Source organism: Bacteroides uniformis, assembly GCF_025147485.1.
Classification (GTDB): Bacteria; Bacteroidota; Bacteroidia; order Bacteroidales; family Bacteroidaceae; genus Bacteroides; species Bacteroides uniformis.
The window spans coordinates 3,801,898-3,823,980 of sequence record NZ_CP102263.1 but is presented as its reverse complement, the minus strand read 5'-3'; the positions used below and the strand labels follow the sequence as shown (position 1 = coordinate 3,823,980).

General features: G+C 50.7%; 14 protein-coding genes. 11 read left to right on the top strand and 3 right to left on the bottom strand.

The genetic code is table 11. The features are described 5' to 3' along the window. Nucleotides 1-12: 12 nt before the first annotated feature. The 7 genes from NQ510_RS15435 (at nt 13) to NQ510_RS15405 (ending at nt 5,438) form a co-directional block, all read left to right on the top strand. Nucleotides 13-603: a sugar transferase gene (locus NQ510_RS15435; protein ID WP_005827596.1), complete on the top strand. Its 591-nt coding sequence runs from the start codon at nt 13-15 to the stop codon at nt 601-603. 70 nt (nt 604-673) lie between these two features. Then, nucleotides 674-1,915, top strand: a complete 1,242-nt coding sequence (locus NQ510_RS15430) for a DegT/DnrJ/EryC1/StrS family aminotransferase (protein ID WP_005827597.1) — start codon at nt 674-676, stop codon at nt 1,913-1,915. An 81-nt stretch (nt 1,916-1,996) separates the two neighbouring features. Continuing rightward, nucleotides 1,997-2,359 carry a hypothetical protein gene (locus NQ510_RS15425; RefSeq protein WP_005827598.1) on the top strand — a complete coding sequence of 121 codons (363 nt, stop codon included), beginning with the start codon at nt 1,997-1,999 and terminating at the stop codon, nt 2,357-2,359. Continuing rightward, nucleotides 2,353-2,688: an IS66 family insertion sequence element accessory protein TnpB gene (gene tnpB / locus NQ510_RS15420; protein ID WP_005827599.1), complete on the top strand. Its 336-nt coding sequence runs from the start codon at nt 2,353-2,355 to the stop codon at nt 2,686-2,688. Before NQ510_RS15425 ends, tnpB begins: the two co-directional genes overlap by 7 nt. 72 nt (nt 2,689-2,760) lie before the next feature. Further along, a complete protein-coding gene (gene tnpC / locus NQ510_RS15415) occupies nt 2,761-4,554 on the top strand; it encodes an IS66 family transposase (RefSeq protein WP_005827600.1) in 1,794 nt (597 codons plus the stop codon). Nucleotides 4,555-4,801: 247 nt separating this feature from the next. Beyond that, entirely contained in the window at nt 4,802-5,305 is a 504-nt protein-coding gene (locus tag NQ510_RS15410) for an HU family DNA-binding protein (protein ID WP_005827604.1), read from the top strand. Between the two features lie 40 nt (nt 5,306-5,345). After that, nucleotides 5,346-5,438, top strand: a complete 93-nt coding sequence (locus NQ510_RS15405; RefSeq protein ID WP_005837261.1) for a smalltalk protein — start codon at nt 5,346-5,348, stop codon at nt 5,436-5,438. 68 nt (nt 5,439-5,506) lie between these two features. Here the strand turns inward: NQ510_RS15405 and asnB are convergent, their stop codons facing one another. From asnB to gltB, 3 genes are all read right to left on the bottom strand, one after another. Then, on the bottom strand, nt 5,507-7,234 hold the full coding sequence (gene asnB, locus NQ510_RS15400) for an asparagine synthase B (RefSeq protein WP_034525537.1): 1,728 nt from the start codon (nt 7,232-7,234) through the stop codon (nt 5,507-5,509). A 41-nt stretch (nt 7,235-7,275) separates the two neighbouring features. Next, nucleotides 7,276-8,634 carry a glutamate synthase subunit beta gene (locus NQ510_RS15395; protein WP_005827613.1) on the bottom strand — a complete coding sequence of 453 codons (1,359 nt, stop codon included), beginning with the start codon at nt 8,632-8,634 and terminating at the stop codon, nt 7,276-7,278. Between the two features lie 84 nt (nt 8,635-8,718). Continuing rightward, nucleotides 8,719-13,272 (bottom strand): glutamate synthase large subunit, encoded by a 4,554-nt coding sequence (gene gltB, locus NQ510_RS15390; RefSeq protein ID WP_369904459.1) that lies wholly within the window; start codon nt 13,270-13,272, stop codon nt 8,719-8,721. 365 nt (nt 13,273-13,637) lie between these two features. Between gltB and glmS the strand changes: the two genes are divergently transcribed. The 4 genes from glmS to carB all read left to right on the top strand — a co-directional run bounded on the left by glmS (nt 13,638) and on the right by carB (nt 22,051). After that, nucleotides 13,638-15,482, top strand: coding sequence for a glutamine--fructose-6-phosphate transaminase (isomerizing) (gene glmS / locus NQ510_RS15385; protein ID WP_005827617.1), 1,845 nt, complete (start codon nt 13,638-13,640; stop codon nt 15,480-15,482). A gap of 146 nt (nt 15,483-15,628) precedes the next feature. Further along, nucleotides 15,629-17,512: an amidophosphoribosyltransferase gene (locus NQ510_RS15380; RefSeq protein ID WP_005827619.1), complete on the top strand. Its 1,884-nt coding sequence runs from the start codon at nt 15,629-15,631 to the stop codon at nt 17,510-17,512. 8 nt (nt 17,513-17,520) lie between these two features. Continuing rightward, nucleotides 17,521-18,597, top strand: coding sequence for a glutamine-hydrolyzing carbamoyl-phosphate synthase small subunit (gene carA, locus NQ510_RS15375; protein ID WP_005827621.1), 1,077 nt, complete (start codon nt 17,521-17,523; stop codon nt 18,595-18,597). Between the two features lie 217 nt (nt 18,598-18,814). Further along, nucleotides 18,815-22,051 carry a carbamoyl-phosphate synthase (glutamine-hydrolyzing) large subunit gene (carB, locus tag NQ510_RS15370; protein ID WP_034525538.1) on the top strand — a complete coding sequence of 1,079 codons (3,237 nt, stop codon included), beginning with the start codon at nt 18,815-18,817 and terminating at the stop codon, nt 22,049-22,051. The last annotated feature ends 32 nt before the right edge of the window (nt 22,052-22,083 follow it).

Here is a 22,083-nt window from a genome sequence, read left to right as displayed (position 1 = left end):
TTACAAGATTGAATGTTTATCAAATCTCTCTTTGACCGTGGTGCATCACTCTTCGGTTTAATCTTTTTATTCCCGGTTTTAATTATAATCAGCATTTTGATTCGTATCAAGATGCCCGGAGGTCCTGTCATATTTAAACAGAAAAGAGTTGGACAATATGGGCGGTTGTTTACGATGTATAAGTTCCGTTCAATGACTGTCGCCCATTCTGGAAGTTCCATTTCTGTAAAAGGAGAGAGTCGTATCACTCCGTTAGGAGCAGTACTCCGGAAATATAAATTGGATGAATTGCCGGAGTTATGGAATGTGTTGATTGGTGACATGAGTTTCGTTGGCCCTCGTCCCGATGTTCCCGGTTATGCTGATAGGCTTGAGGGGGAGCATCGGAGAATACTTCTCTTAAAACCCGGCATTACCGGCCCCGCAAGTTTAAAGTATCGGAACGAGGAAGAATTATTGGCAGAACAGAAGGAACCTCAAAAATATAATGATGAGTTTTTGTTTCCGGACAAAGTGCGGATAAATATTGAATATTTGGATAGTTGGTCTTTTTGGAATGACATCAAAATCATCATTTACACAGTGCTTGGGAAAGATTTATAAAATCCTTTCTTTCCTTTTTATTCCCCACTACGTGAGGAAATCGAATCATTAGAATAATCACATATATTTTATGGATAAGAGAATTTATCTTTGCCTCGCTCACATGAGCGGCAAGGAGATGGGCTTCATACAAGAAGCTTTCGATACGAACTGGGTGGTTCCACTCGGTCCGAACGTAAGCGGCTTTGAACAGGATTTGGAGGCTTTTGTAGGTGAGAATAAGCATGTGGTGGCTTTGTCTGCCGGTACGGCTGCTGTACACTTGGCTTTGGTGGCTTGTGGAGTGGGACAGGGTGATGAAGTGATGGTGCAGAGTTTTACGTTTTGCGCATCGAGCCATCCTATGACTTATCTGGGTGCTACTCCTGTGTTTGTGGACTCAGAAGGGGATACCTGGAATATGGATCCGCAGCTGCTGGAAGCGGCAATCAAAGACCGCATCGCTAAAACTGGTAAGAAACCAAAGGCTATTGTCCCGGTTTATCTATATGGTATGCCAGCCAAGTTGGATGAAATAATGGCTGTGGCGGAGAAGTATGGCATTCCGGTGATTGAGGATGCTGCGGAAGGTTTCGGCAGTAGGTACAAAGGACGGGTTTGTGGTACGTTTGGCAAATATGGTGTGCTGTCTTTCAATGGCAACAAGATGATAACCACCAGCGGTGGCGGTGCCTTGATTTGTCCGGATGCGGAGGCAAAGAAGGAGGTTATGTTCTATGCCACACAGGCACGTGAGGCTTATCCTTATTATCAGCATGAGAAGATAGGCTATAACTATCGCATGAGTAACATTTGTGCGGGTATCGGTCGCGGCCAGATGACGGTGGTGGATGAGCACATAGCACACCATAAGCATCTGTGCGGTCTGTATCGTGAGCTGTTGGCCGATGTGGAGGGAATCACGCTTCATGAGAATCCTTCCGGACGTTATGACAGCAACTATTGGCTGAACACGGTACTGCTTGACGGGAATCTGCATGTGAGAGGTGAGGAGGATGCCTACCGTGAGACAGTGAAAGGTGCCGTTGGTGGTGCTGCGGGTGTTACTCATGAGTCAGTGAATGCCCATACTTCTTGTGAGCCTAACCGTAATGTGGAGGCCATGCGTGTTTGTTTGGATAAAGCCGGTATCGAGAGCCGTCCCTTATGGAAGCCCATGCATCTCCAGCCGGTTTATGCGGCTAATCCTGCCTATGTGAATGGTGTCAGTGAGGGCTTGTTCAAGCGTGGTCTTTGCTTGCCGAGCGGTCCTTATGTGATGGATGAGGATGTGAGATACATAGTAGATGAAATGAAGAATTGTATATTGTAGAAATATTTTTTGTGTAAGCAGTCAAAAAATGGCTATTGATTGCAACCTCTATCTTCGCTGCGAACAAAAATTTTAGAATTTATGTATAGCAGTGAAGATCTTGAAAGGTTTTACTTTCAATACCAGACCGAGGCTTTGCCTCATGGAGAATCTCTCCAATCGTTTTGCGTTAAGAACAAAGTTCCTTATAACATCTTTCAGAAATGGTACAAGGATACCCGTAAAAAAGTAGTTGAAGTCCAGGTTGATGGTGCTCCTGCAATTGGTCATGAGGAAAAATCCAGGGCTAGTGATCAACCTCAACCGGTATCACCAAGCAGAGATGATCACCCGGTTCGTATTTGGGTTGGGATTCGTATCAGCAATGGCTTGCATTTGTCCCAAAAGAATTTAAGCTACCAGGATTTGGTTCGTATGGTAGAGCAGTTGGAGGGGTTATGTTGAGTGTTACCGGTCTGAATCATTTTTATTATGTCCGTGATTTTACCGATATGCGTTGTAAACACAGCCGTGTGTTGTCTGTCATTCGTGAACGGCTTCACCGTGAGCCCAATGATGGAGACGTCTTTATAGTCATGTCTCGAAATCGCAGGATAGTCCGTATGTTTTCATTTGATAATCGTTCATATAGTCTGTTCGAAAAGAAGTTTGTAGCAGGCTATCAGTTCATGAAAGTAGAGCGGAACGGGGCAGATACTGTTTATCGGATTGACTGGAAGGACGTGGTTTTGATTCTTGAGAATCCTATAGTTAAAACATTAAAAATCAGATAATTAATCTATTTGTCCACTTGCGTTTTTGCGATTATTTTATTACCTTTAATGCTGTAAATCAAAGGTTTAAGTATGATCGATCTGCAAGATATAATTACAACAAAACGAGAGTTGTTGAGTAGGGCAACCTGCTCACTCAGCCCTATAAATTATAGTGCAGGTATGGCAGAGGATCAGAAAGAGCGGTACATACAATACCTTGCCGAACAGAATCAGGATCTTCGGTTGACAAGTGATGCCATGAAGCTTGTTTTGGAGGATTTTATGGCTCAGATGAAGGATCTGAAGGATCAGGTGTCCTCTATGGAATCGAAACATGCTGACCTTGAGAATCGGTTGTCAGAAGAGCATAAACTTCGCAAATCGGCTGAACGTAAGATTAAATCACTTCAGGAAAGACTTGATTATGCCCATCAGGAACGTTTTGGTGATCGACGTCAAAAGATCAAATCTAAAGCTAAGACGGGTGATTCAGACCGGAACAAGGAGAAGGATGATTATGATGGAACCGATGATACGCTTCGCACGGATTCGGTTGGTCATGTCCAATCACCGGAGGTTAAAGAGCCTTCCGGGAAAGGCCGTGATTTGTCCAATCGTCCTGACGGTTATAAAACGACGGGAGTATCCGGAGAAGTAATAGAGCATCCTTCTGACTTGACAAAGGTTCCCGGTCGCATCATTGAAAGGAGAATGGTACGGGTGTTCAGTTTCCGTACTTTCCTTACGGAAGAATGTTTTGAGATGGTTCATTATGCAGAGCCTGGTAAAAAGCCCAGGTGGGGTTATTTCCCTTCTGAAGGCCATCCGGAGGTGGTGACCAGATTCGAGGGTACTAAAGCTACTCCTGAATTTCTGCAGGCTATCGCCTATGAAGTTTATGTGAAGAATGTGACTTTCGGTCTTCTTCACCAATGGCTGACAGATATGGGCATGACCGTTTCTAAAAACACATTGCGCAACTGGCTTAAGAAAGGCAAGAAATACCTGGATGAATTGGTCTGTGTATTGAAGTCCATAGCTTTGGAAAAAGACTCGATAGTGAACTGCGATGAGACCTGGTGTAAGGTGCGTAAATATGATCACTATAAGAAGTGCTATATTTGGGTTCTGGTCAACAAGGCTCGGAAAACAGCCATTTTCTTCTATGAGAATGGCTCGCGCGGTCGTGAGGTACTTACAGACTTTTTGGGTGATGCAGAATTGAAGAGTATCATGTCCGACGGATACAATGCTTATGTGTTTATCGGCAATGATCTGAAATCAGCCCGTTTTAAAGATACTGTACACCAAGTTTGTATGTCTCATGCCAAAAACAAGTTTGTCAAGGCTTCCAATCAGGGTGGTGAACCGACTGCAGAACGCTTTTCCGAAATTTTAAAGGAGTTCTTTATGAGGGAGCGTAAATACGATGATGCCGGATTAACTCCAAAAGAAAGGTTTCGGGAAAGGCAAAGTCTGGAAACGAAGGAACTCCTGATAGAATTGCGCAGTCAGTTGGACAGTGAACTGTCAAAGGATTCAGAATTTAGAAGTCAGTATTATAGGGAAGCTCTCAATTATCTGAACCGGTTCTGGAAAGAGATTTTTGCCTACTTGGATGATGGTGAATTACCTATAGACAACAATCTGGCAGAGCGAACCATTCGAAAGCTGACTACCCAACGTAATAATTCACTTCATTATGGTAGTGATGCCGGTGCTGGGATGGCTGCAACATATCATAGTGTGATTGGAACGGTAAAGCTTCATGGCAGTTCTGTCTGGAACTTCATCGGAACTTTTTTCAAAAATATCTTTAACGGATGCAGGGATTATGTTAACATGGTTCCTGACAAAATCACTTTGGCTACCAGCCAATGTTAAATTCAAGACTAATTAATTAACAAAACTCGGTTTAGGGCACTGAAAAGTGCCCTTTCGAAGGGGGATGCCCTAAATTGAGTGCTTACATTTTTTGTTGATTTATAGCACTTTATCACTTTTCTCAGAAAAACTACTCCCAAGCACCTTTTTTCTTTGGCTACATAGTTTTTAATCCTCACCTTTGCATCGTTGATCAACGAAACGTGTGAATAGGAAAACGAATTTAAATCTCTAAAGAAAAAAAAGTATGAGTGTAATTTTCAGGACGGTGGAGAGACCGTCGGACCCCAGGGTTGAAAACTCTCCCAAGAAGTATTATCCGCAGTTGGTAACATTGGGGCAAAGCGTGGATTTGGCGTTTATTGCACAGAAGATGCAGGACCGCTCTTCTCTGTCTATCGGTGACATCAAGAGTACGATGCAGAACTTTGTGGAAAAGCTGAAAGAGCAGTTGCTGGAAGGAAAGACGGTTAATATAGCCGGGCTGGGTGTTTTTATACTGGCAGCCAAATCGAAAGGTGAGGAAAAGGCTGATGACGTGACAGCCAAGAGTGTGGAGAGCGTCCGTATCTGTTTTCAGGCGAATAGGGAACTGAAGATATCGAAGGCTGCTACCCGCGCTGGAGAGAGGCTGGATTTGGTGAGTTTGGATGATTATCTTAAGGGGAAGACTTCTACAGATGGCGGCTCCGGTTCGGAAGGAGGAGGCTCGGATTCGGATGGAGACCAAGGTGAGAATCCACTGGGATAACAGTAGCTATGAATTATTAATCAGATAATGGATAATCTTTATGAAGAAAACGTGGAATGTGATTTTGAAACTTATTATTGCCGTAGCGAGTGCTGTGGCAGGTGTGATTGGTGGACAGACAATGATGTTTTAGTCCGATAGGATTTGATAAATAAAAAATGAGAAGAGCTGCTGGCAGGAAATCTGTCGGCAGCTCTTTTTTTAATCCTTGTATGCTTCTTCGTGTACCCCCGCTACTGCCCGTCCGCTGGGGTCGTTCTTTCCTTGGAAAGAGGCGTCCCATGCCAGTGCTTCGGCGGTGGAGCATGCCACACTGGGCACACTGGGAACGCTCCGGGCCGCGCTTTCACTGGGGAAATGCTCTTCGAAGATGGTGCGGTAGTAATACTCTTCCTTGTTTTGTGGGGTATGTATCGGGAAGCGTTCGGCGGCATGTGCCATCTGCTCGTCGCTGACGGCGGCGGCAGTGACGGCTTTCAGCGTATCAATCCAACTGTAGCCCACACCGTCGGAGAACTGTTCTTTCTGCCGCCAGGCAACGTTCTGAGGGAGCATGTCGGCAAAGGCTTCGCGGACTACTTTCTTTTCTATCTCCTTGCCGGGGCACATCTTGACTGCCGGATTGATGCGCATGGCAACATCCAGGAATTCTTTGTCGAGGAAGGGGACACGTCCTTCCACTCCCCAGGCTGCAAGGCTTTTGTTGGCACGGAGGCAGTCGTACAGATGCAGTTTGGAGAGCTTGCGCACGGTTTCTTCGTGAAAGGCTTGCGGTGTGGGCGCCTTGTGGAAGTAAAGGTAACCGCCGAACACCTCGTCTGCACCTTCGCCGCTGAGTACCATCTTGATGCCCATGCTTTTGATGACACGCGCCAGCAGATACATGGGGGTGGAGGCGCGGACAGTGGTTATGTCGTAAGTCTCAATGAAATAGATGACGTCGCGGACAGCATCGAGGCCTTCTTGAACGGTATAGTTTATCTCGTGATGCACGGTACCGATATGACGGGCCACTTCGCGGGCTTTAATCAAGTCGGGAGCACCCTTCAAGCCGACGGCGAAGGAATGGAGCTGTGGCCACCAGGCATCTGCCTTGTTGTCTGTCTCGATGCGTTTGGCGGCATATTTCTTGGCGATGGCAGAGATGACGGAAGAATCGAGTCCGCCACTGAGCAGGACACCGTAGGGGACGTCGGACATCAACTGGCGCTGTACGGCGGCTTCAAGTGCGTCGTGCACAGCCGTGACTTGTGTGCTGTAGGCTGTCCGGCCTATCGAAGCCGGCGCGGCATTACGTTCGGCGGCAGGAGTGTAGTTGTCCTTCACAGCGGCATAGTCCATCCAGTCGCGGGTGTACCAGCGGTGCATCTTGCCCTCGCGCCCACGGTAGTAGTGGCCGGGAAGGAAAGGCTCATACTCGTCGCAGAAACCTTCAAGGGCTTTCAGCTCACTGCCGAAGTAGATGTGTCCATCCTTGTCGCGTCCTATATAAAGGGGGATTACGCCGATGGGGTCGCGGGCGATGAGGTAATCGTCCGTTTCTTCATCATAGAGGGCGAAGGCGAAGATGCCGTTCAGCTCTTCGAGGAAGCGGATGCCTTTGTCTTTGTAAAGGGCAAGGATGACTTCGCAGTCGGAACCTGTCTGGAAGGCGTATTTTCCGGCATAGCGGGCACGGATGTCGCGATGGTTGTAAATCTCGCCATTGACGGCAAGCACCTGTTTGCGGTCGGGTGAATATAAGGGTTGTCCGCCGGATTCCGGGTCGACAATGGAGAGGCGTTCGTGGGCGAGGATGGCGGAGCCGCCTACGTAGATACCACTCCAGTCCGGTCCGCGATGACGGATTTTCTGCGCCATCCGTAGCGCTTTGTTTCTCAACTCAGGAGTTTGAGACTGTATGTTGAAGATTCCTGCTATTCCACACATGAGAATTAAAAATTAAAGGTTAAAAATTAAAGAAAGGGAAATCATTTCTTGTTTTCTTTTAGAGGTTCGAGGTAACGGTCTATTTCTGTTGCCACTCGTCGTCCGTCGGCCAAGGCACGTACTACGAGGCTGGCGCCGTGGGCGGCATCGCCTGCCACGAATACGTTCTCTGCAAACTTCGGTTGCTCGGGCTTGAGGAAACCCATGGCAAGAAGCACCATATCGGCTTCGATGACCTCTTTCTTACCCGTAGATTTCATGGTAGGGCGGTTACCGTCTGTTGCCGGAAGCCACTCCACTTCTTCCACTTCCACACCGCATACCTTGCCATTCTTCCCGATGAACCGGGTAGAGGCGAGGGACCATCGACGGGTACAGCCTTCTTCGTGGCTGCTGGTGGTTTTCAGTACGACGGGCCATTGCGGCCAGGGAGTATCCGGGTTGTGTCCTATGGGCGGTTGGGGCATAATTTCAATCTGGGTTACGCTGACGGCTCCCTGGCGGATGCTGGTGCCTATACAGTCAGACCCGGTATCGCCGCCGCCGATGACGAGTACCCGTTTGCCGCGGGCGTTGACGAGTTGGTCTTTCGGGAAGGTATCTCCATCCAGAATATGGTTCTGCTGTGCCAGCATGTCGAGGGCAAAGTAGATGCCTTTCAGCTCCCTGCCCGGAATGGAGAGGTCGCGGGCGGTGGGCGTACCGGTACAAATGGCGTAGGCATCGAATCCGACGGGCAGTTTCTGTACATCGACATGGACTCCCATCTTGAACAAGATTCCTTCGGCCTTGAGGATTTTCATGCGGCGGTCGATGACGGCTTTGTCCAGTTTGAAGTTGGGGATGCCGTAACGCAACAGTCCTCCCGGCATCGGTTTGCTGTCGAATAGGGTAACTTCGTAACCTTTGGCGTTCAGCCGTACGGCAACGCTCAATCCGGCAGGGCCGGCGCCGATGACGGCTACTTTCTTTCCGTTGCGTTCGGGCTGGAGGGGGGTGATGTAGCCCTCGCGAAAAGCAGCCTCGGCAATGGCGGCTTCGTTCTCGCGGATAGTGACCGGTTCGTTGCACGAGAGTTTCAGTACGCACGACTTCTCGCAAAGGGCAGGGCAGATGCGTCCCGTAAATTCCGGAAAATCATTCGTACTGTTCAGTATTTGATAGGCTTCGTGCCATTTGCCCCGGTAGAGCGCGTCTTGGAATTCCGGGTCTTTATTGCCCAGCGGACATGCCCAGTGGCAGAAGGGTACGCCGCAGTCCATACAGCGCGAGGCCTGGAGCTTGCGGTCGTGGCTGTTCAGTGTCTGTTCCACTTGGCTGAAGTCTGTGATACGTTCGTGTATCGGACGGTAACCCGCCTCTTGGCGGGGGATATTGAGGAATGCTTTTGGATCTCCCATGATGAACAAATTAAAAAGTTAAAGAATTAAAGAATGAAAGGGGAATTTCCTCAGTCTTTCATTCTTTCATTATTAATTCGCGATTCAATAATCGCGTTGCATTTCTGCAATCTTCTGTTGCAATTTCTGCATCTGCTCCTCTTGCAGCACTTTTTTGTATTCGATAGGGACTACCTGGATGAACTGGTCGGCATAGCGTGGCCAGTCATCGAGCATGGTGCGTGCCAGTTTGGAACCGGTGTACAGGTAGTGCTGGCAGATGAGCTCGTGCAGTTCCTTGCGGTAGGAGGCCTCTTCGATGAGGCTCAGTTCCACCATTTCCATATTGCAGAAATAGTCGAAGTTGCCGTCCCGGTTCCATACGTAGGCCACACCGCCGGACATGCCTGCGGCAAAGTTGCGTCCCGTCTGTCCGAGTACTACCACGCGCCCGCCGGTCATATACTCGCAGCAGTGGTCACCTACACCCTCCACTACGGCTGTGGCACCGGAGTTGCGGACGGCAAAGCGCTCGCCTGCACGGCCGTTGATGTAAACTTCACCGCTTGTGGCGCCATAAAGCAGGGTGTTGCCTGCAATCGTGTTTTTCTCCGCCTCGAAGTTGCTCCGTACCGGGGGCAGGACGGCGATGCGTCCGCCACTCAGACCTTTGCCCAGATAATCGTTGGCCTCGCCTTCCAGCTTGAAGTTGACACCCGGGACAAGGAATGCCCCGAAACTCTGCCCGGCGGAGCCTTTGAACTTCACATTCAGCGTATGTTCGGGCAGCCCTTTTTCTCCGTATTTTGCGGCAATGACACCAGAGAGCATGGCGCCGCAGGCACGGTCGGTATTGGCGATGGTGTACTCCAGCGAGATTTCCTTCTGGTTCTCTACGGCTTCGGCGGCGGCATGTAGCATCTCTACATCTTTCACATGGTCGATGCCATGCTGTTGGTCGGTGACGTGGCGGATGGCGGCTTCGTTGTCTACGCGTGCCAGTAGTTTGTCGAAGCTTATCAACTGATGTTTCTTGATTCCGTCATCCGGCTTGCGGACGATAAGGTCTGTGCGTCCAATGATGTCATCCAGGCGTTCCACACCGATTTCCGCCAGGTATTCGCGTACTTCCTGCGCCAGGAACGTGAAGAAGTTCACCAGATACTCGCTGCGTCCGCGGAAGCGTTTGCGCAGTTCTTCGTTCTGTGTCGCCACCCCTACGGGGCAGGTGTTCTGGTGACATTTGCGCATCATTACGCAACCCAGTACAATCAGGGCACTGGTGGCGAAACCGAATTCTTCGGCTCCGAGCATTGCCATCAGTATGATGTCGCGGCCTGTTTTGAGCTGTCCGTCCACTTGCAGCATCACTTGTCCGCGCAGGCCGTTCAGCACCAGTGTCTGCTGCGTTTCGCTCAAGCCGAGTTCGGGCGAGATGCCGGCATAGCGGATGGATGATGCAGGAGAGGCTCCCGTACCGCCCTCTGCACCCGAGATGACTATCAAATCGGCCTTTGCCTTTGCCACACCGGCGGCAATGGTGCCCACACCGCTTTCTGCCACCAGCTTCACGCTGATTTTTGCCCGTGGGTTCACGTTCTTCAGGTCGAAGATGAGCTGTGCCAGGTCTTCGATGGAGTAAATGTCGTGGTGGGGCGGGGGGGAAATCAGCGAGATGCCCGGAATGGAGTGGCGTGTCTTGGCAATCACTTCATCCACTTTGAAGCCCGGCAGCTGCCCACCTTCGCCCGGCTTGGCGCCTTGGGCAATCTTTATCTGTATTTCGTCCGCATTCACCAGATATTCTGCGGTGACACCGAAACGTCCTGAGGCCACCTGCTTGATGGCGCTGCGCAGATTGGTGCCGTCTTCGCGCGGCATGAAGCGTGCCCGGTCTTCGCCTCCTTCGCCCGTATTGCTCCGGCCATGCAGCTTGTTCATGGCAATAGCCATGGCTTCGTGGGCTTCGCGGCTGATGGAGCCGTAGGACATGGCGCCGGTGACAAAGCGCTGTACGATGTTCTCTACCGGTTCCACCCGGTCTATGCTGATAGGAGCGCGGCGGAAGTCGAGGAAATCGCGCAGGAAGATGGGAGATTCCTTGCTGTCTACCATGGCAGTGAACTCCTTGAATTTCTTATAGCTTCCCAGGCGTGTGGCAAGTTGCAGTGTGCTGATGGTTTCCGGGTTCCAGGCGTGCTTCTCACCATCCTTGCGGAAGGCATACAGTCCGCGGTTCGGCAATAACTCCGCTTCCCCCTTCTTTTTAAGAACCTCCATCCCTTCCTTGTGGAAGGCGATGGCGTCGCGTGCCACTTCATCCAGGCGTATGCCTCCGATGCGTGAACTCAGTCCGCCAAAGTAGGCATTGCTCAACTCCTCGCTCAGTCCTACGGTCTCGAAAATTTTCGCGCCCCGGTAAGAACGGATGGTGCTGATGCCCATCTTGCTCATAATCTTGAACAAGCCTTTGCAGACGGACTTGATATATTTCTTTTCGGCAGTGGCGTAGTCGAGCTGTATTTCCTTTTCGTTCACCAGTTTGTCGATGACGGCAAAAGCCATATACGGATTCAGTGCGCTGGCTCCGAAGCCCAGCAGCAGTGCGGCGTGCATCACTTCGCGGATTTCGCCGCTTTCTACAATCAGTGCCGTCTGCACCCGTTTGCCCACGGAGATAAGATGGTGGTGTACCGCCGACACGGCAAGCAGTGACGGAATGGCGGCATGGGTGGCGTCTACGTCGCGGTCGGAAAGCACGATGTAGTTCACTCCTTCGTTGACGGATTCTTCCGCCTGCTTGCAGAGGGTTGCCAATGCTTCCTGCAATCCCTGGCACCCTTTTGCCACTTCGAAGAGCAGGGGCAGTTTCACGGTCTTGAAGCCTTTGTACCGGATGTTGCAGAGAATATCCAGCTGGGCGTTGTTCAGGATGGGATGGTTCAACCTCACCATCTTGCAATGGTTTTCGCTGGGTGTCAGTATGTTCATGCCTACGGCTCCGATGTACTCGGTCAGCGACATTACCAGTTCTTCGCGTATCGGGTCGATAGGAGGGTTGGTGACTTGGGCAAACTGCTGGCGGAAATAGTTGTACAGTAGTTGCGGCTTGTCCGAGAGTACTGCCAGCGGGGTGTCATTGCCCATGGAGTTGATGGGTTCGGCACCGATGGTACACATCGGGACAATCAGCCGTTCCACGTCTTCTTTGGAGTAGCCGAAGATGCGCAGCATGCTGTCGTAGTTCTCCACGCTATGGGAGACTTTGCGACCGCTTTTCAGTTCGTCCAGCTCGATGCGGTTGCCGGCCAGCCAAGTGCGGTATGGTTTGGCTTCGGCAAGTTGTTTCTTCAGTTCGCCGTCATAATATATTTCGCCTTTCTCGGTGTCTATAAGCAGTATCTTGCCCGGTTGCAGGCGTCCTTTTTCCTTGATGTCTCCCGGCTCGAAATCCATCACGCCGACTTCGCTGGCCACTACCATCATGCCGCCCTGCGTAATCAGGTAGCGTGCAGGGCGCAGTCCGTTTCTGTCGAGCATGCCGCCTGCATAGCGCCCGTCGCTGAAAAGCAGTGCCGCCGGTCCGTCCCACGGCTCCATCAGGATGGAGTGGTATTCATAGAAAGCTTTTAAATCTTCGCTGATGGGATTCTTTTCGTTGAAAGATTCCGGCACGAGCATGGCCATGGCGTGCGGCAGGCTCAGGCCTGACATGATGAGAAACTCGAGCACATTGTCCAGCGAGGCACTGTCGCTCATGCCCGGTTGCACGATGGGGCGTATCTCCCGGATGTCTCCCAAGGCGGGAGAGGAGAGTACACTCTCACGGGCTTCCATCCAGCCGCGGTTGCCGCGGATGGTATTGATTTCGCCGTTGTGTGCCAGCAGGCGGAAAGGCTGTGCCAGTCCCCAGGTGGGGAAAGTGTTGGTGCTGAAACGGGAGTGCACCAATGCCAGTCCGCTGGTGAAGTAGCTGTTGGTGAGGTCGGGGAAGTAGTTGCGCAACTGCAAGGAAGAGAGCATGCCCTTGTAGACGATGTTCTTCGTAGAGAGCGAGACGATGTAGAAATCCTCGCGGGTGGGGATGTCCGACTTGCGTATTCTGTTCTCTATCCTTTTCCTTATTATATAGAGTTTGCGGTCGGCGGTTTCGCTTTCCGTAAATCCGGTGATGAAAATTTGCTTGATGTCCGGTTCGTTGGCAAGAGCCGCTTCTCCCAATATTTCGGGGCAAGTGGGCACGTTGCGCAGATGCATCAGGGTCAATCCCTCCTTTTCAATCTCTTCGATAATGACGCTCAAGATGACAGCCTGGTCTTTTCCGTCTTTGGGAAGGAAAAGCAGGCCGGTGCCGTATTTTCCCTTCTCGGGAACGGGAATGCCCTGCAACAGAATGAATTCGTGCGGTATCTGCAGCATGATGCCGGCGCCGTCTCCGGTTTTGTTGTCCGCCCCTTCCGCTCCACGGTGGCGCATGTTTTCCAGTACCTTCAATGCTGATTCTACCAGTTCATGTGATTTTCCTCCCTGGATATTGACCAGCATGCCTACTCCGCAGGCATCGTGCTCATGGGATGCCTCATACAAGCCCAACTGTTTGGGCTGTCGCTGGTAATCCTCTGCTTTTGTTTTGTTGTTAAAAAGTTCTTGTTTCATGATTATAAGCTTTCTTTATTGCTGTATAATATTGTTTGTGGTTTCAAAATGTTCGGCAAATATATGGTATTAATTGCAAAATGCTAATATGTATTCCTGCCTTCTTTCTTGCAAAATTCCTGCGATAGAAGATGAAGTTATGAATTGATAGAAAACACCCTCTGTTTTCTTTTAATCCTAAATCAAAATCAGACGGTTTGATTTGGATTTGTAAATTAAGCCTTTTGCTTTTAAAATAACACTTTCTTTAACTTTTTGATGTAAAAACAACTTTTTTCTATTCTTTTGATAAATAAATAGTGGAAAGATTAACTTTATGTTCTTAAGAATATGTATATTTGCAGCGCAAAATCAAATACTGATACATTATGTGTGGAATAGTAGGCTATATAGGTCAAAGGAAAGCCTACCCCATTCTTATCAAGGGTCTGAAGCGGTTGGAGTACCGTGGATATGATAGTGCAGGGGTAGCATTAATCAGTGATAACCGACAGTTGAACGTGTACAAAGCGAAAGGTAAGGTTTCGGAACTTGAAACTTTCGTTGCTCAAAAAGATATTTCCGGTAACATTGGTATTGCACATACACGTTGGGCTACTCATGGAGAACCTTGTTCCGTCAATGCCCATCCCCATTATTCCTCTTCCGAACGCCTCGCCCTCATCCATAACGGCATTATTGAAAACTACGCCGTCCTTAAAGAAAAACTTCAAGCCAAAGGTTATGTATTTAAAAGCAGCACTGATACCGAGGTGCTGGTACAGCTCATCGAATACATTCAGGTGACAAACCATATTGACCTGCTGACGGCAGTGCAACTTGCCTTGCAGGAAGTGATTGGGGCGTATGCCATTGCGGTGCTCGACAAGGACAATCCGGATGGGATAATCGCTGCACGCAAGAGCAGTCCGCTGGTGGTGGGCATCGGTGAAGGTGAGTTTTTCCTGGCTTCGGATGCCACGCCGATTGTGGAATATACGGATAAGGTGGTGTATCTGGAAGACGAAGAGATTGCCCTCATCCGCCGGGGAGAGAAGCTGAAGGTTGTTAACCTGAAGAATGTGGAATGTCCGCACGAGGTAAAGACGGTAGCGCTCAATCTCGGCCAGCTGGAGAAGGGAGGCTATCCGCACTTCATGCTGAAGGAAATCTTCGAACAGCCCGGCTGCATTCGCGACTGCATGCGCGGGCGTATCAATGTGGAGGGTACGAACGTGGTTCTTTCTGCAGTGATTGATTATAAGGAACGTCTGCTGGCGGCCAAACGCTTCGTCATCGTGGCATGCGGTACGTCATGGCATGCCGCCCTCATCGGCAAGCATTTGATTGAAAGCTTCTGCCGTATTCCGGTGGAGGTGGAGTATGCCAGTGAGTTCCGTTACCGCGACCCGGTGATTGACAGCAACGATGTGGTGATTGCCATCTCGCAAAGCGGTGAAACGGCCGATACGCTGGCTGCCGTGGAGCTTGCCAGAAATCGTGGGGCATTTATATATGGCATCTGCAATGCCGTCGGTTCCAGCATTCCCCGTGCCACGCACACGGGTTCCTATATCCACGTGGGACCGGAAATAGGGGTGGCATCCACCAAAGCCTTCACCGGGCAGGTAACGGTGCTTACCATGCTGGCCCTGACACTTGCCAAAGAGAAAAAGACGATGGACGAAGGGCAATACCTGGCAATTGTCAAGGAATTGGGACATATCCCCGACAAGATGAAGGAGGTCTTGAAACTGAACGACCGTATAGCGGAACTTTCCAAGATATTCACCTATGCACACAACTTTATCTATCTGGGACGCGGATACAGTTATCCCGTAGCCCTGGAAGGTGCTTTGAAGTTGAAGGAGATTTCGTATATCCATGCCGAGGGCTATCCTGCCGCCGAAATGAAGCACGGCCCCATTGCCCTGGTGGATGCCGAGATGCCGGTGGTGGTTATTGCCACCCGGAATGGGCTTTACGAAAAGGTGCTGAGCAATATCCAGGAAATAAAGGCGCGTAAAGGCAGGGTTATCGCCATTGTGACAAAGGGAGATACGGTCATCAGTAAAATAGCCGACACTTGCATCGAGCTTCCCGAAACAATGGAGTGCCTTGATCCGTTAATAACTACGGTACCTCTGCAATTACTTGCCTATCACATTGCCGTGTGCAAGGGAATGGATGTGGACCAGCCGAGGAATCTTGCGAAGTCGGTGACTGTAGAATGAGGACATGTACAATTTACCATTTACAATGTACAATGGGGCTGCGCTTGGGAGGGGTAAATGTAAATGGTAATTGTATGCTATAATAAGGAAAAGAAAATTGTACACTTAAAATTGTACATTGTAAATGGTAAATTGTAAATAGATAGATGGAACAACTGAAGCATGAATGCGGCGTCGCCATGATACGCCTGCTGAAACCGCTGGAGTACTATGAAGAGAAGTACGGAACATGGATGTACGGACTCAACAAGCTCTATCTCCTGATGGAGAAACAACACAACCGTGGGCAGGAAGGTGCCGGACTGGCCTGCGTGAAACTGGAAGCCAGTCCCGGCGAGGAATATATGTTCCGTGAGCGTGCTCTCGGCTCGGGCGCCATTACCGAAATTTTCGGTACGGTGCAGGGTCACTTCAAGGACTTGACCAAGGAACAGCTGCATGATGCGGACTATGCCAAGCGTGTGCTGCCCTTTGCAGGGGAGGTCTATATGGGACACCTGCGTTACTCCACTACCGGAAAGTCCGGCATCTCGTACGTGCACCCGTTCCTCCGGAGAAACAACTGGCGTGCCAAGAATCTTGCCCTCTGCGGCAACTTCAACATGACGAATGTGGATGAAATCTTCGCACGCATTACCGCCATCGGCCAGCATCCGCGCAAATATGCCGATACCTACATCATGCTGGAGCAGTTGGGACATCGCCTCGACCGCGAAGTGGAGCGCCTCTTCAACCTTGCCGAAGCGGAAGGGCTGGCAGGCATGGACATCACCCGTTATATAGAAAACCACATCGACCTTGCCAACGTACTGCGCACTTCGAGCAAGGAGTGGGACGGGGGATACGTGATGTGCGGACTTACCGGAAGCGGAGAGACTTTTGCCGTACGCGACCCATGGGGCATCCGTACAGCCTTCTGGTATCAGGACGACGAGATAGCGGTGCTTGCCAGCGAACGTCCCGTGATACAGACAGCCCTTAATGTTCCTGTCGAATCCATCAAGGAGCTGCAACCCGGACAAGCCATGTTTATCAACAAGGCCGGCAAGGTGCGCACCGTGCAAATCAACAAGCCGCGCGAGGTGAAACCTTGTTCCTTCGAGCGCATCTACTTCAGCCGGGGCAGTGATGTGGACATTTACCGGGAACGTAAACTGCTGGGTGAGAAACTTGTACCCAACATATTGAAAGCCATCGACAACGATGTGGACCATACCGTCTTCTCCTTCATCCCCAATACGGCGGAAGTCGCCTTCTACGGTATGTTGCAGGGATTGGACGACTACCTCAACGAGGAGAAGGTGCAGCAGATTGCCGCCTTGGGGCATAGTCCCAGCCACGACGAACTGGAGCATATCTTGTCGCGGCGCATACGGAGCGAGAAAGTGGCCATCAAGGACATCAAGCTGCGTACCTTCATTGCCGAAGGAAACAGCCGGAACGACCTTGCCGCCCATGTGTACGACATCACTTACGGAAGCCTTGTCCCGGGAGTGGATAATCTGGTCATCATCGACGACTCGATAGTGCGTGGAACCACCCTGAAGCAGAGCATCATCGGCATCCTTGACCGTCTGGAGCCAAAGAAGATAGTCATTGTAAGCTCTTCACCGCAGGTACGCTATCCCGACTACTACGGCATCGATATGGCTAAGATGAGCGAATTCATCGCCTTCAAGGCTGCTGTGGAACTGCTGAAGGAGCGCGAGATGCGCGATGTGATTGCCGCCGCCTACCGCAAGTCCAAAGAGCAGGTAGGCCTGCCCAAAGAGCAGATGGTGAATTACGTGAAGGAGATATACGCTCCCTTTACCGACGAGGAAATCTCTGCCAAGATGGTGGAACTGCTCACTCCCAAAGGGACGAAAGCCAAAGTGCAGATTGTCTACCAGCCTCTCGAAGGGCTGCATGAGGCCTGCCCCAAGCATCCGGGTGACTGGTACTTCAGCGGCGATTATCCTACGCCGGGCGGTGTGAAGATGCTGAACAAGGCATTTATTGATTATATAGAACAAGTTTATCAATTTTAATTGAATCAATGAGAAATGTAACTCTAATCCTCGACGACGGGAGCCGCTTCCACGGCAAGTCGTTCGGCTTTGAAAAACCGGTAGCGGGAGAGGTGGTCTTCAACACAGCCATGACGGGTTATCCCGAAAGCCTGACCGACCCTTCGTATGCCGGACAGCTGATGACGCTCACCTATCCGTTGGTGGGCAATTACGGTGTGCCGCCTTTTACTCTCGAACCGAATGGGCTTGCCACTTTTATGGAGAGCGAGCATATCCATGCCGAAGCCATTATTGTAAGCGATTATAGCGAAAATTATAGCCATTGGAATGCGGTGGAAAGCCTCGGTGACTGGCTGAAACGCGAACAGATTCCGGGCATCACGGGCATCGATACCCGCGAACTGACAAAGGTGCTTCGCGAGCATGGGGTGATGATGGGACGTATCGCCTTTGATGATGAATCGGATGAAATGCCTGAGGCCTCTTATGCCGATGTGAATTATGTGGATAAAGTTAGCTGCAAGGAGGTTATCCGTTACAACGAAGGAACCGGTAAGAAGAAAGTGCTCCTTGTGGATTGCGGCGTCAAGCATAACATCATCCGCTGCCTGCTGAAACGTGACGTGGAAGTGATTCGCGTTCCCTGGGACTATGATTATACTGGGATGGAGTTCGACGGGTTGTTCATCTCCAACGGCCCTGGCGACCCCGATACCTGCGATGCTGCCGTGCAGCATATCCGCAAGACAATGCAGAACGAGAAACTGCCCATCTTCGGCATCTGTATGGGAAACCAGTTGCTTTCCAAAGCTGGGGGCGCCAAGATATACAAATTGAAATACGGCCACCGCAGCCATAACCAACCGGTGCGTATGGTGGGTACGGAACGTTGCTTCATCACCTCACAGAATCATGGGTATGCCGTAGACAACAACACGCTGACAGAAGACTGGGAACCGCTTTTCATCAATATGAACGATGGTTCTAATGAAGGAATCCGCCACAAACGCAATCCCTGGTTCTCCGCACAGTTTCATCCCGAAGCTGCCAGCGGGCCGACGGATACGGAGTTTCTTTTTGATGACTTTGTGAAGTTGCTTTAGTAAGAGAATTTTATCAAGAATGGTTGCGTTCGTAATCTCTTGATAATCAGTATGTAAAAGACGGTATAATGAGTCCCGTACTGAATGTCATTCAGTCCCAGAGTGAATACCTTTCAGTCCTATACTGAATGCCATTCAATTAGTGACTGATTGTGTAAGGTAAGAGAAAGATAAGGTTTTATTACTACTATTACATTTTTAATAAACAGATATGCAAATGAAAGAAAACAATATAAAGAAAGTCTTGCTGCTTGGTTCCGGCGCACTGAAAATCGGTGAAGCAGGAGAATTTGATTACTCCGGTTCGCAGGCGCTCAAGGCATTGAAGGAGGAAGGCATCTACACGGTTCTCATCAATCCGAACATTGCCACGGTACAGACCTCGGAAGGAGTTGCCGACCAGATTTACTTCCTGCCCGTCACTCCTTACTTCGTGGAGAAGGTGATAGAGAAGGAGCGCCCGGACGGCATCATGCTTGCTTTTGGCGGACAGACGGCACTGAACTGCGGTGTCTCCCTCTATAAAGACAAGATTTTCGAGAAGTACGGCGTGACGGTTCTCGGCACTCCCGTGCAGGCCATCATTGACACGGAGGACCGTGAAATCTTTGTGCAGAAACTGAATGAGATTGATGTGAAGACCATCAAGAGCGAAGCCGTGGAGAATGCGGCGGATGCCCGTCGCGCAGCCCGGGAACTGGGATACCCGGTCATTGTCCGTGCCGCATATGCGCTTGGCGGACTGGGTTCGGGCTTCTGCGACAATGAAGAAGAGCTGAATGTGCTGGTGGAGAAAGCCTTCTCCTTCTCCCCACAGGTGCTGGTGGAGAAATCGCTGAAGGGATGGAAGGAAGTGGAATACGAGGTGGTGCGCGACCGCTTCGACAACTGCATCACGGTCTGCAACATGGAGAACTTCGACCCCCTGGGCATCCATACAGGTGAGTCCATCGTTATTGCCCCGTCACAGACGTTGAGCAATACGGACTATCATAAATTGCGTGAACTTGCTATCCGCATTATCCGTCACATCGGCATTGTGGGAGAGTGTAACGTGCAGTATGCCTACGACCCGATGAGCGAGGACTACCGGGTAATCGAGGTAAATGCACGCTTGAGCCGTTCGTCTGCACTTGCCTCTAAAGCAACGGGTTATCCGTTGGCGTTTGTAGCGGCAAAACTCGGCTTGGGCTATGGCTTGTTCGACTTGAACAACTCTGTGACAAAGACTACAAGCGCTTTCTTCGAACCCGCCCTGGACTATGTGGTCTGCAAGATACCGCGTTGGGATTTGGGCAAGTTCCACGGGGTGGACAAAGAGCTGGGTTCAAGCATGAAGTCGGTAGGCGAGGTGATGGCTATCGGCCGTACTTTCGAGGAAGCCATCCAGAAGGGGCTTCGCATGATAGGCCAGGGCATGCACGGCTTCGTAGAGAACAAGGAACTGGTGATTGCCGATTTGGACAAGGCTCTGCGCGAACCTACCGACAAACGTATCTTTGTCATCTCCAAAGCCTTCCGTGCCGGGTATACGGTGGACCAGGTGCACGAATTGACCAAGATAGACCGTTGGTTCCTGGAGAAGTTGATGAACATCATGGATACCAGCAGGGAACTGCACTCTTTTATGGCTGATGGAGAGTTGCCAATGATTCCCGTGGACTTGTTGCGTAAAGCCAAAGTACAAGGCTTCTCTGATTTCCAGATAGCCCGTGCCCTCGGCTTGGAACAAGCAATGGACGGCGAAGAAGCCATCCTTGCCGTCCGCAATTTCCGCAAGAGTGCAGGCATTCTGCCCGTAGTGAAGCAGATAGATACCCTTGCCGCCGAATATCCCGCACAGACCAACTATCTCTACCTAACGTATAGCGGCACGGCAAATGATGTCCGTTACCTCGGCGACCACAAGTCCATCGTCGTATTGGGCTCCGGCGCCTACCGCATCGGTTCTTCCGTAGAGTTCGACTGGTGCGGCGTGCAGGCCCTGAACACCATCCGCCAGGAAGGCTACCGCAGTGTCATGATAAACTACAACCCCGAAACCGTGTCTACGGACTATGACATGTGCGACCGTCTTTACTTCGACGAGCTCACCTTCGAGCGCGTGATGGATATTCTCGAACTGGAGAATCCCCACGGGGTGATTGTCTCTACCGGTGGTCAGATACCGAATAACCTTGCCCTGCGCCTCGATGCGCAGAAGGTACCTATTCTCGGCACAAGCGCCAGGAGCATCGACAATGCCGAAGACCGTGACAAGTTCTCCGCCATGCTCGACCGCATTGGTGTAGACCAACCCGAATGGCGGGCGCTGACCTCCCTGGAGGACATCAACGCCTTTGTGGATAAGGTGGGCTTCCCGGTATTGGTCCGTCCTTCCTACGTATTGTCCGGCGCTGCGATGAACGTCTGTTCCAACCGGGAGGAGCTGGAACGCTTCCTGAAGCTGGCGGCGAATGTCAGCAAGAAACATCCCGTAGTGGTGAGCCAGTTCATTGAGCATGCCAAGGAGGTGGAGATGGATGCTGTGGCGCAAGATGGAGAGATTATCGCGTACGCCATCAGTGAGCATATCGAGTTTGCCGGAGTGCATTCCGGTGACGCCACTATCCAGTTCCCGCCACAAAAGTTGTATGTGGAGACGGTGCGCCGCATCAAGCGCATCAGCCGCGAGATTGCCCGTGAGCTGAACATCTCCGGTCCGTTCAATATCCAGTATCTGGCACGCGAGAACGACATCAAGGTGATTGAGTGCAACCTCCGTGCCAGCCGTTCGTTCCCGTTTGTCAGCAAGGTGCTGAAGATAAACCTTATTGAACTTGCCACGAAGGTGATGCTCGGCATTCCGGTACAGAAGCCGGACAAGAATCTGTTCGATTTGGATTACGTAGGCATCAAGGCGAGCCAGTTCTCCTTCAACCGTCTGCAGAAGGCCGACCCGGTACTGGGTGTGGATATGGCAAGCACGGGCGAGGTGGGTTGCATCGGCAGCGATACTTCCTGCGCCATTCTCAAGGCGATGCTCTCCGTGGGATATCGTATTCCAGAGAAAAATATCCTGCTTTCTACCGGTACTCCGAAGCAGAAAGTGGACATGCTTTCTGCCGCGCGTATGCTTCAGAAGAAGGGGTATAAGATATTTGCCACGGGTGGTTCCAGCAATTTCCTTACGGAGAACGGTGTGGAGAATACGCGCGTCTACTGGCCCAGCGAACCCGAACGCCAGCCACAGGCACTCGACATGCTGCACCGCAAGGAGATAGACATGGTTGTCAATATTCCGAAGAACCTCACCGCAGGCGAGTTGGATAACGGCTACAAGATACGCCGTGCCGCCATCGACCTCAATATTCCGTTGATAACGAATGCCCGTCTGGCAAGTGCGTTCATCAATGCATTCTGCACGATGACGCCGGATGATTTGGCTATCAAGTCGTGGGCGGAGTACAAATGATGATTTAATTTGCTATCTTTGCTGAAAACTAA

Excerpts from the sequence above, each read along its gene's own strand:
- tnpB (WP_005827599.1), top strand. The coding sequence starts at position 2,353 with ATGTTGAGTGTTACCGGTCTGAATCATTTTTATTATGTCCGTGATTTT.
- glmS (WP_005827617.1), top strand. The coding sequence starts at position 13,638 with ATGTGTGGAATAGTAGGCTATATAGGTCAAAGGAAAGCCTACCCCATT.
- NQ510_RS15425 (WP_005827598.1), top strand. The coding sequence starts at position 1,997 with ATGTATAGCAGTGAAGATCTTGAAAGGTTTTACTTTCAATACCAGACC.
- carB (WP_034525538.1), top strand. The coding sequence starts at position 18,815 with ATGAAAGAAAACAATATAAAGAAAGTCTTGCTGCTTGGTTCCGGCGCA.
- NQ510_RS15435 (WP_005827596.1), top strand. The coding sequence starts at position 13 with ATGTTTATCAAATCTCTCTTTGACCGTGGTGCATCACTCTTCGGTTTA.
- NQ510_RS15430 (WP_005827597.1), top strand. The coding sequence starts at position 674 with ATGGATAAGAGAATTTATCTTTGCCTCGCTCACATGAGCGGCAAGGAG.
- carA (WP_005827621.1), top strand. The coding sequence starts at position 17,521 with ATGAGAAATGTAACTCTAATCCTCGACGACGGGAGCCGCTTCCACGGC.
- NQ510_RS15410 (WP_005827604.1), top strand. The coding sequence starts at position 4,802 with ATGAGTGTAATTTTCAGGACGGTGGAGAGACCGTCGGACCCCAGGGTT.
- asnB (WP_034525537.1), bottom strand. The coding sequence starts at position 7,234 with ATGTGTGGAATAGCAGGAATCTTCAACATACAGTCTCAAACTCCTGAG.
- NQ510_RS15405 (WP_005837261.1), top strand. The coding sequence starts at position 5,346 with ATGAAGAAAACGTGGAATGTGATTTTGAAACTTATTATTGCCGTAGCG.
- NQ510_RS15380 (WP_005827619.1), top strand. The coding sequence starts at position 15,629 with ATGGAACAACTGAAGCATGAATGCGGCGTCGCCATGATACGCCTGCTG.
- NQ510_RS15395 (WP_005827613.1), bottom strand. The coding sequence starts at position 8,634 with ATGGGAGATCCAAAAGCATTCCTCAATATCCCCCGCCAAGAGGCGGGT.
- tnpC (WP_005827600.1), top strand. The coding sequence starts at position 2,761 with ATGATCGATCTGCAAGATATAATTACAACAAAACGAGAGTTGTTGAGT.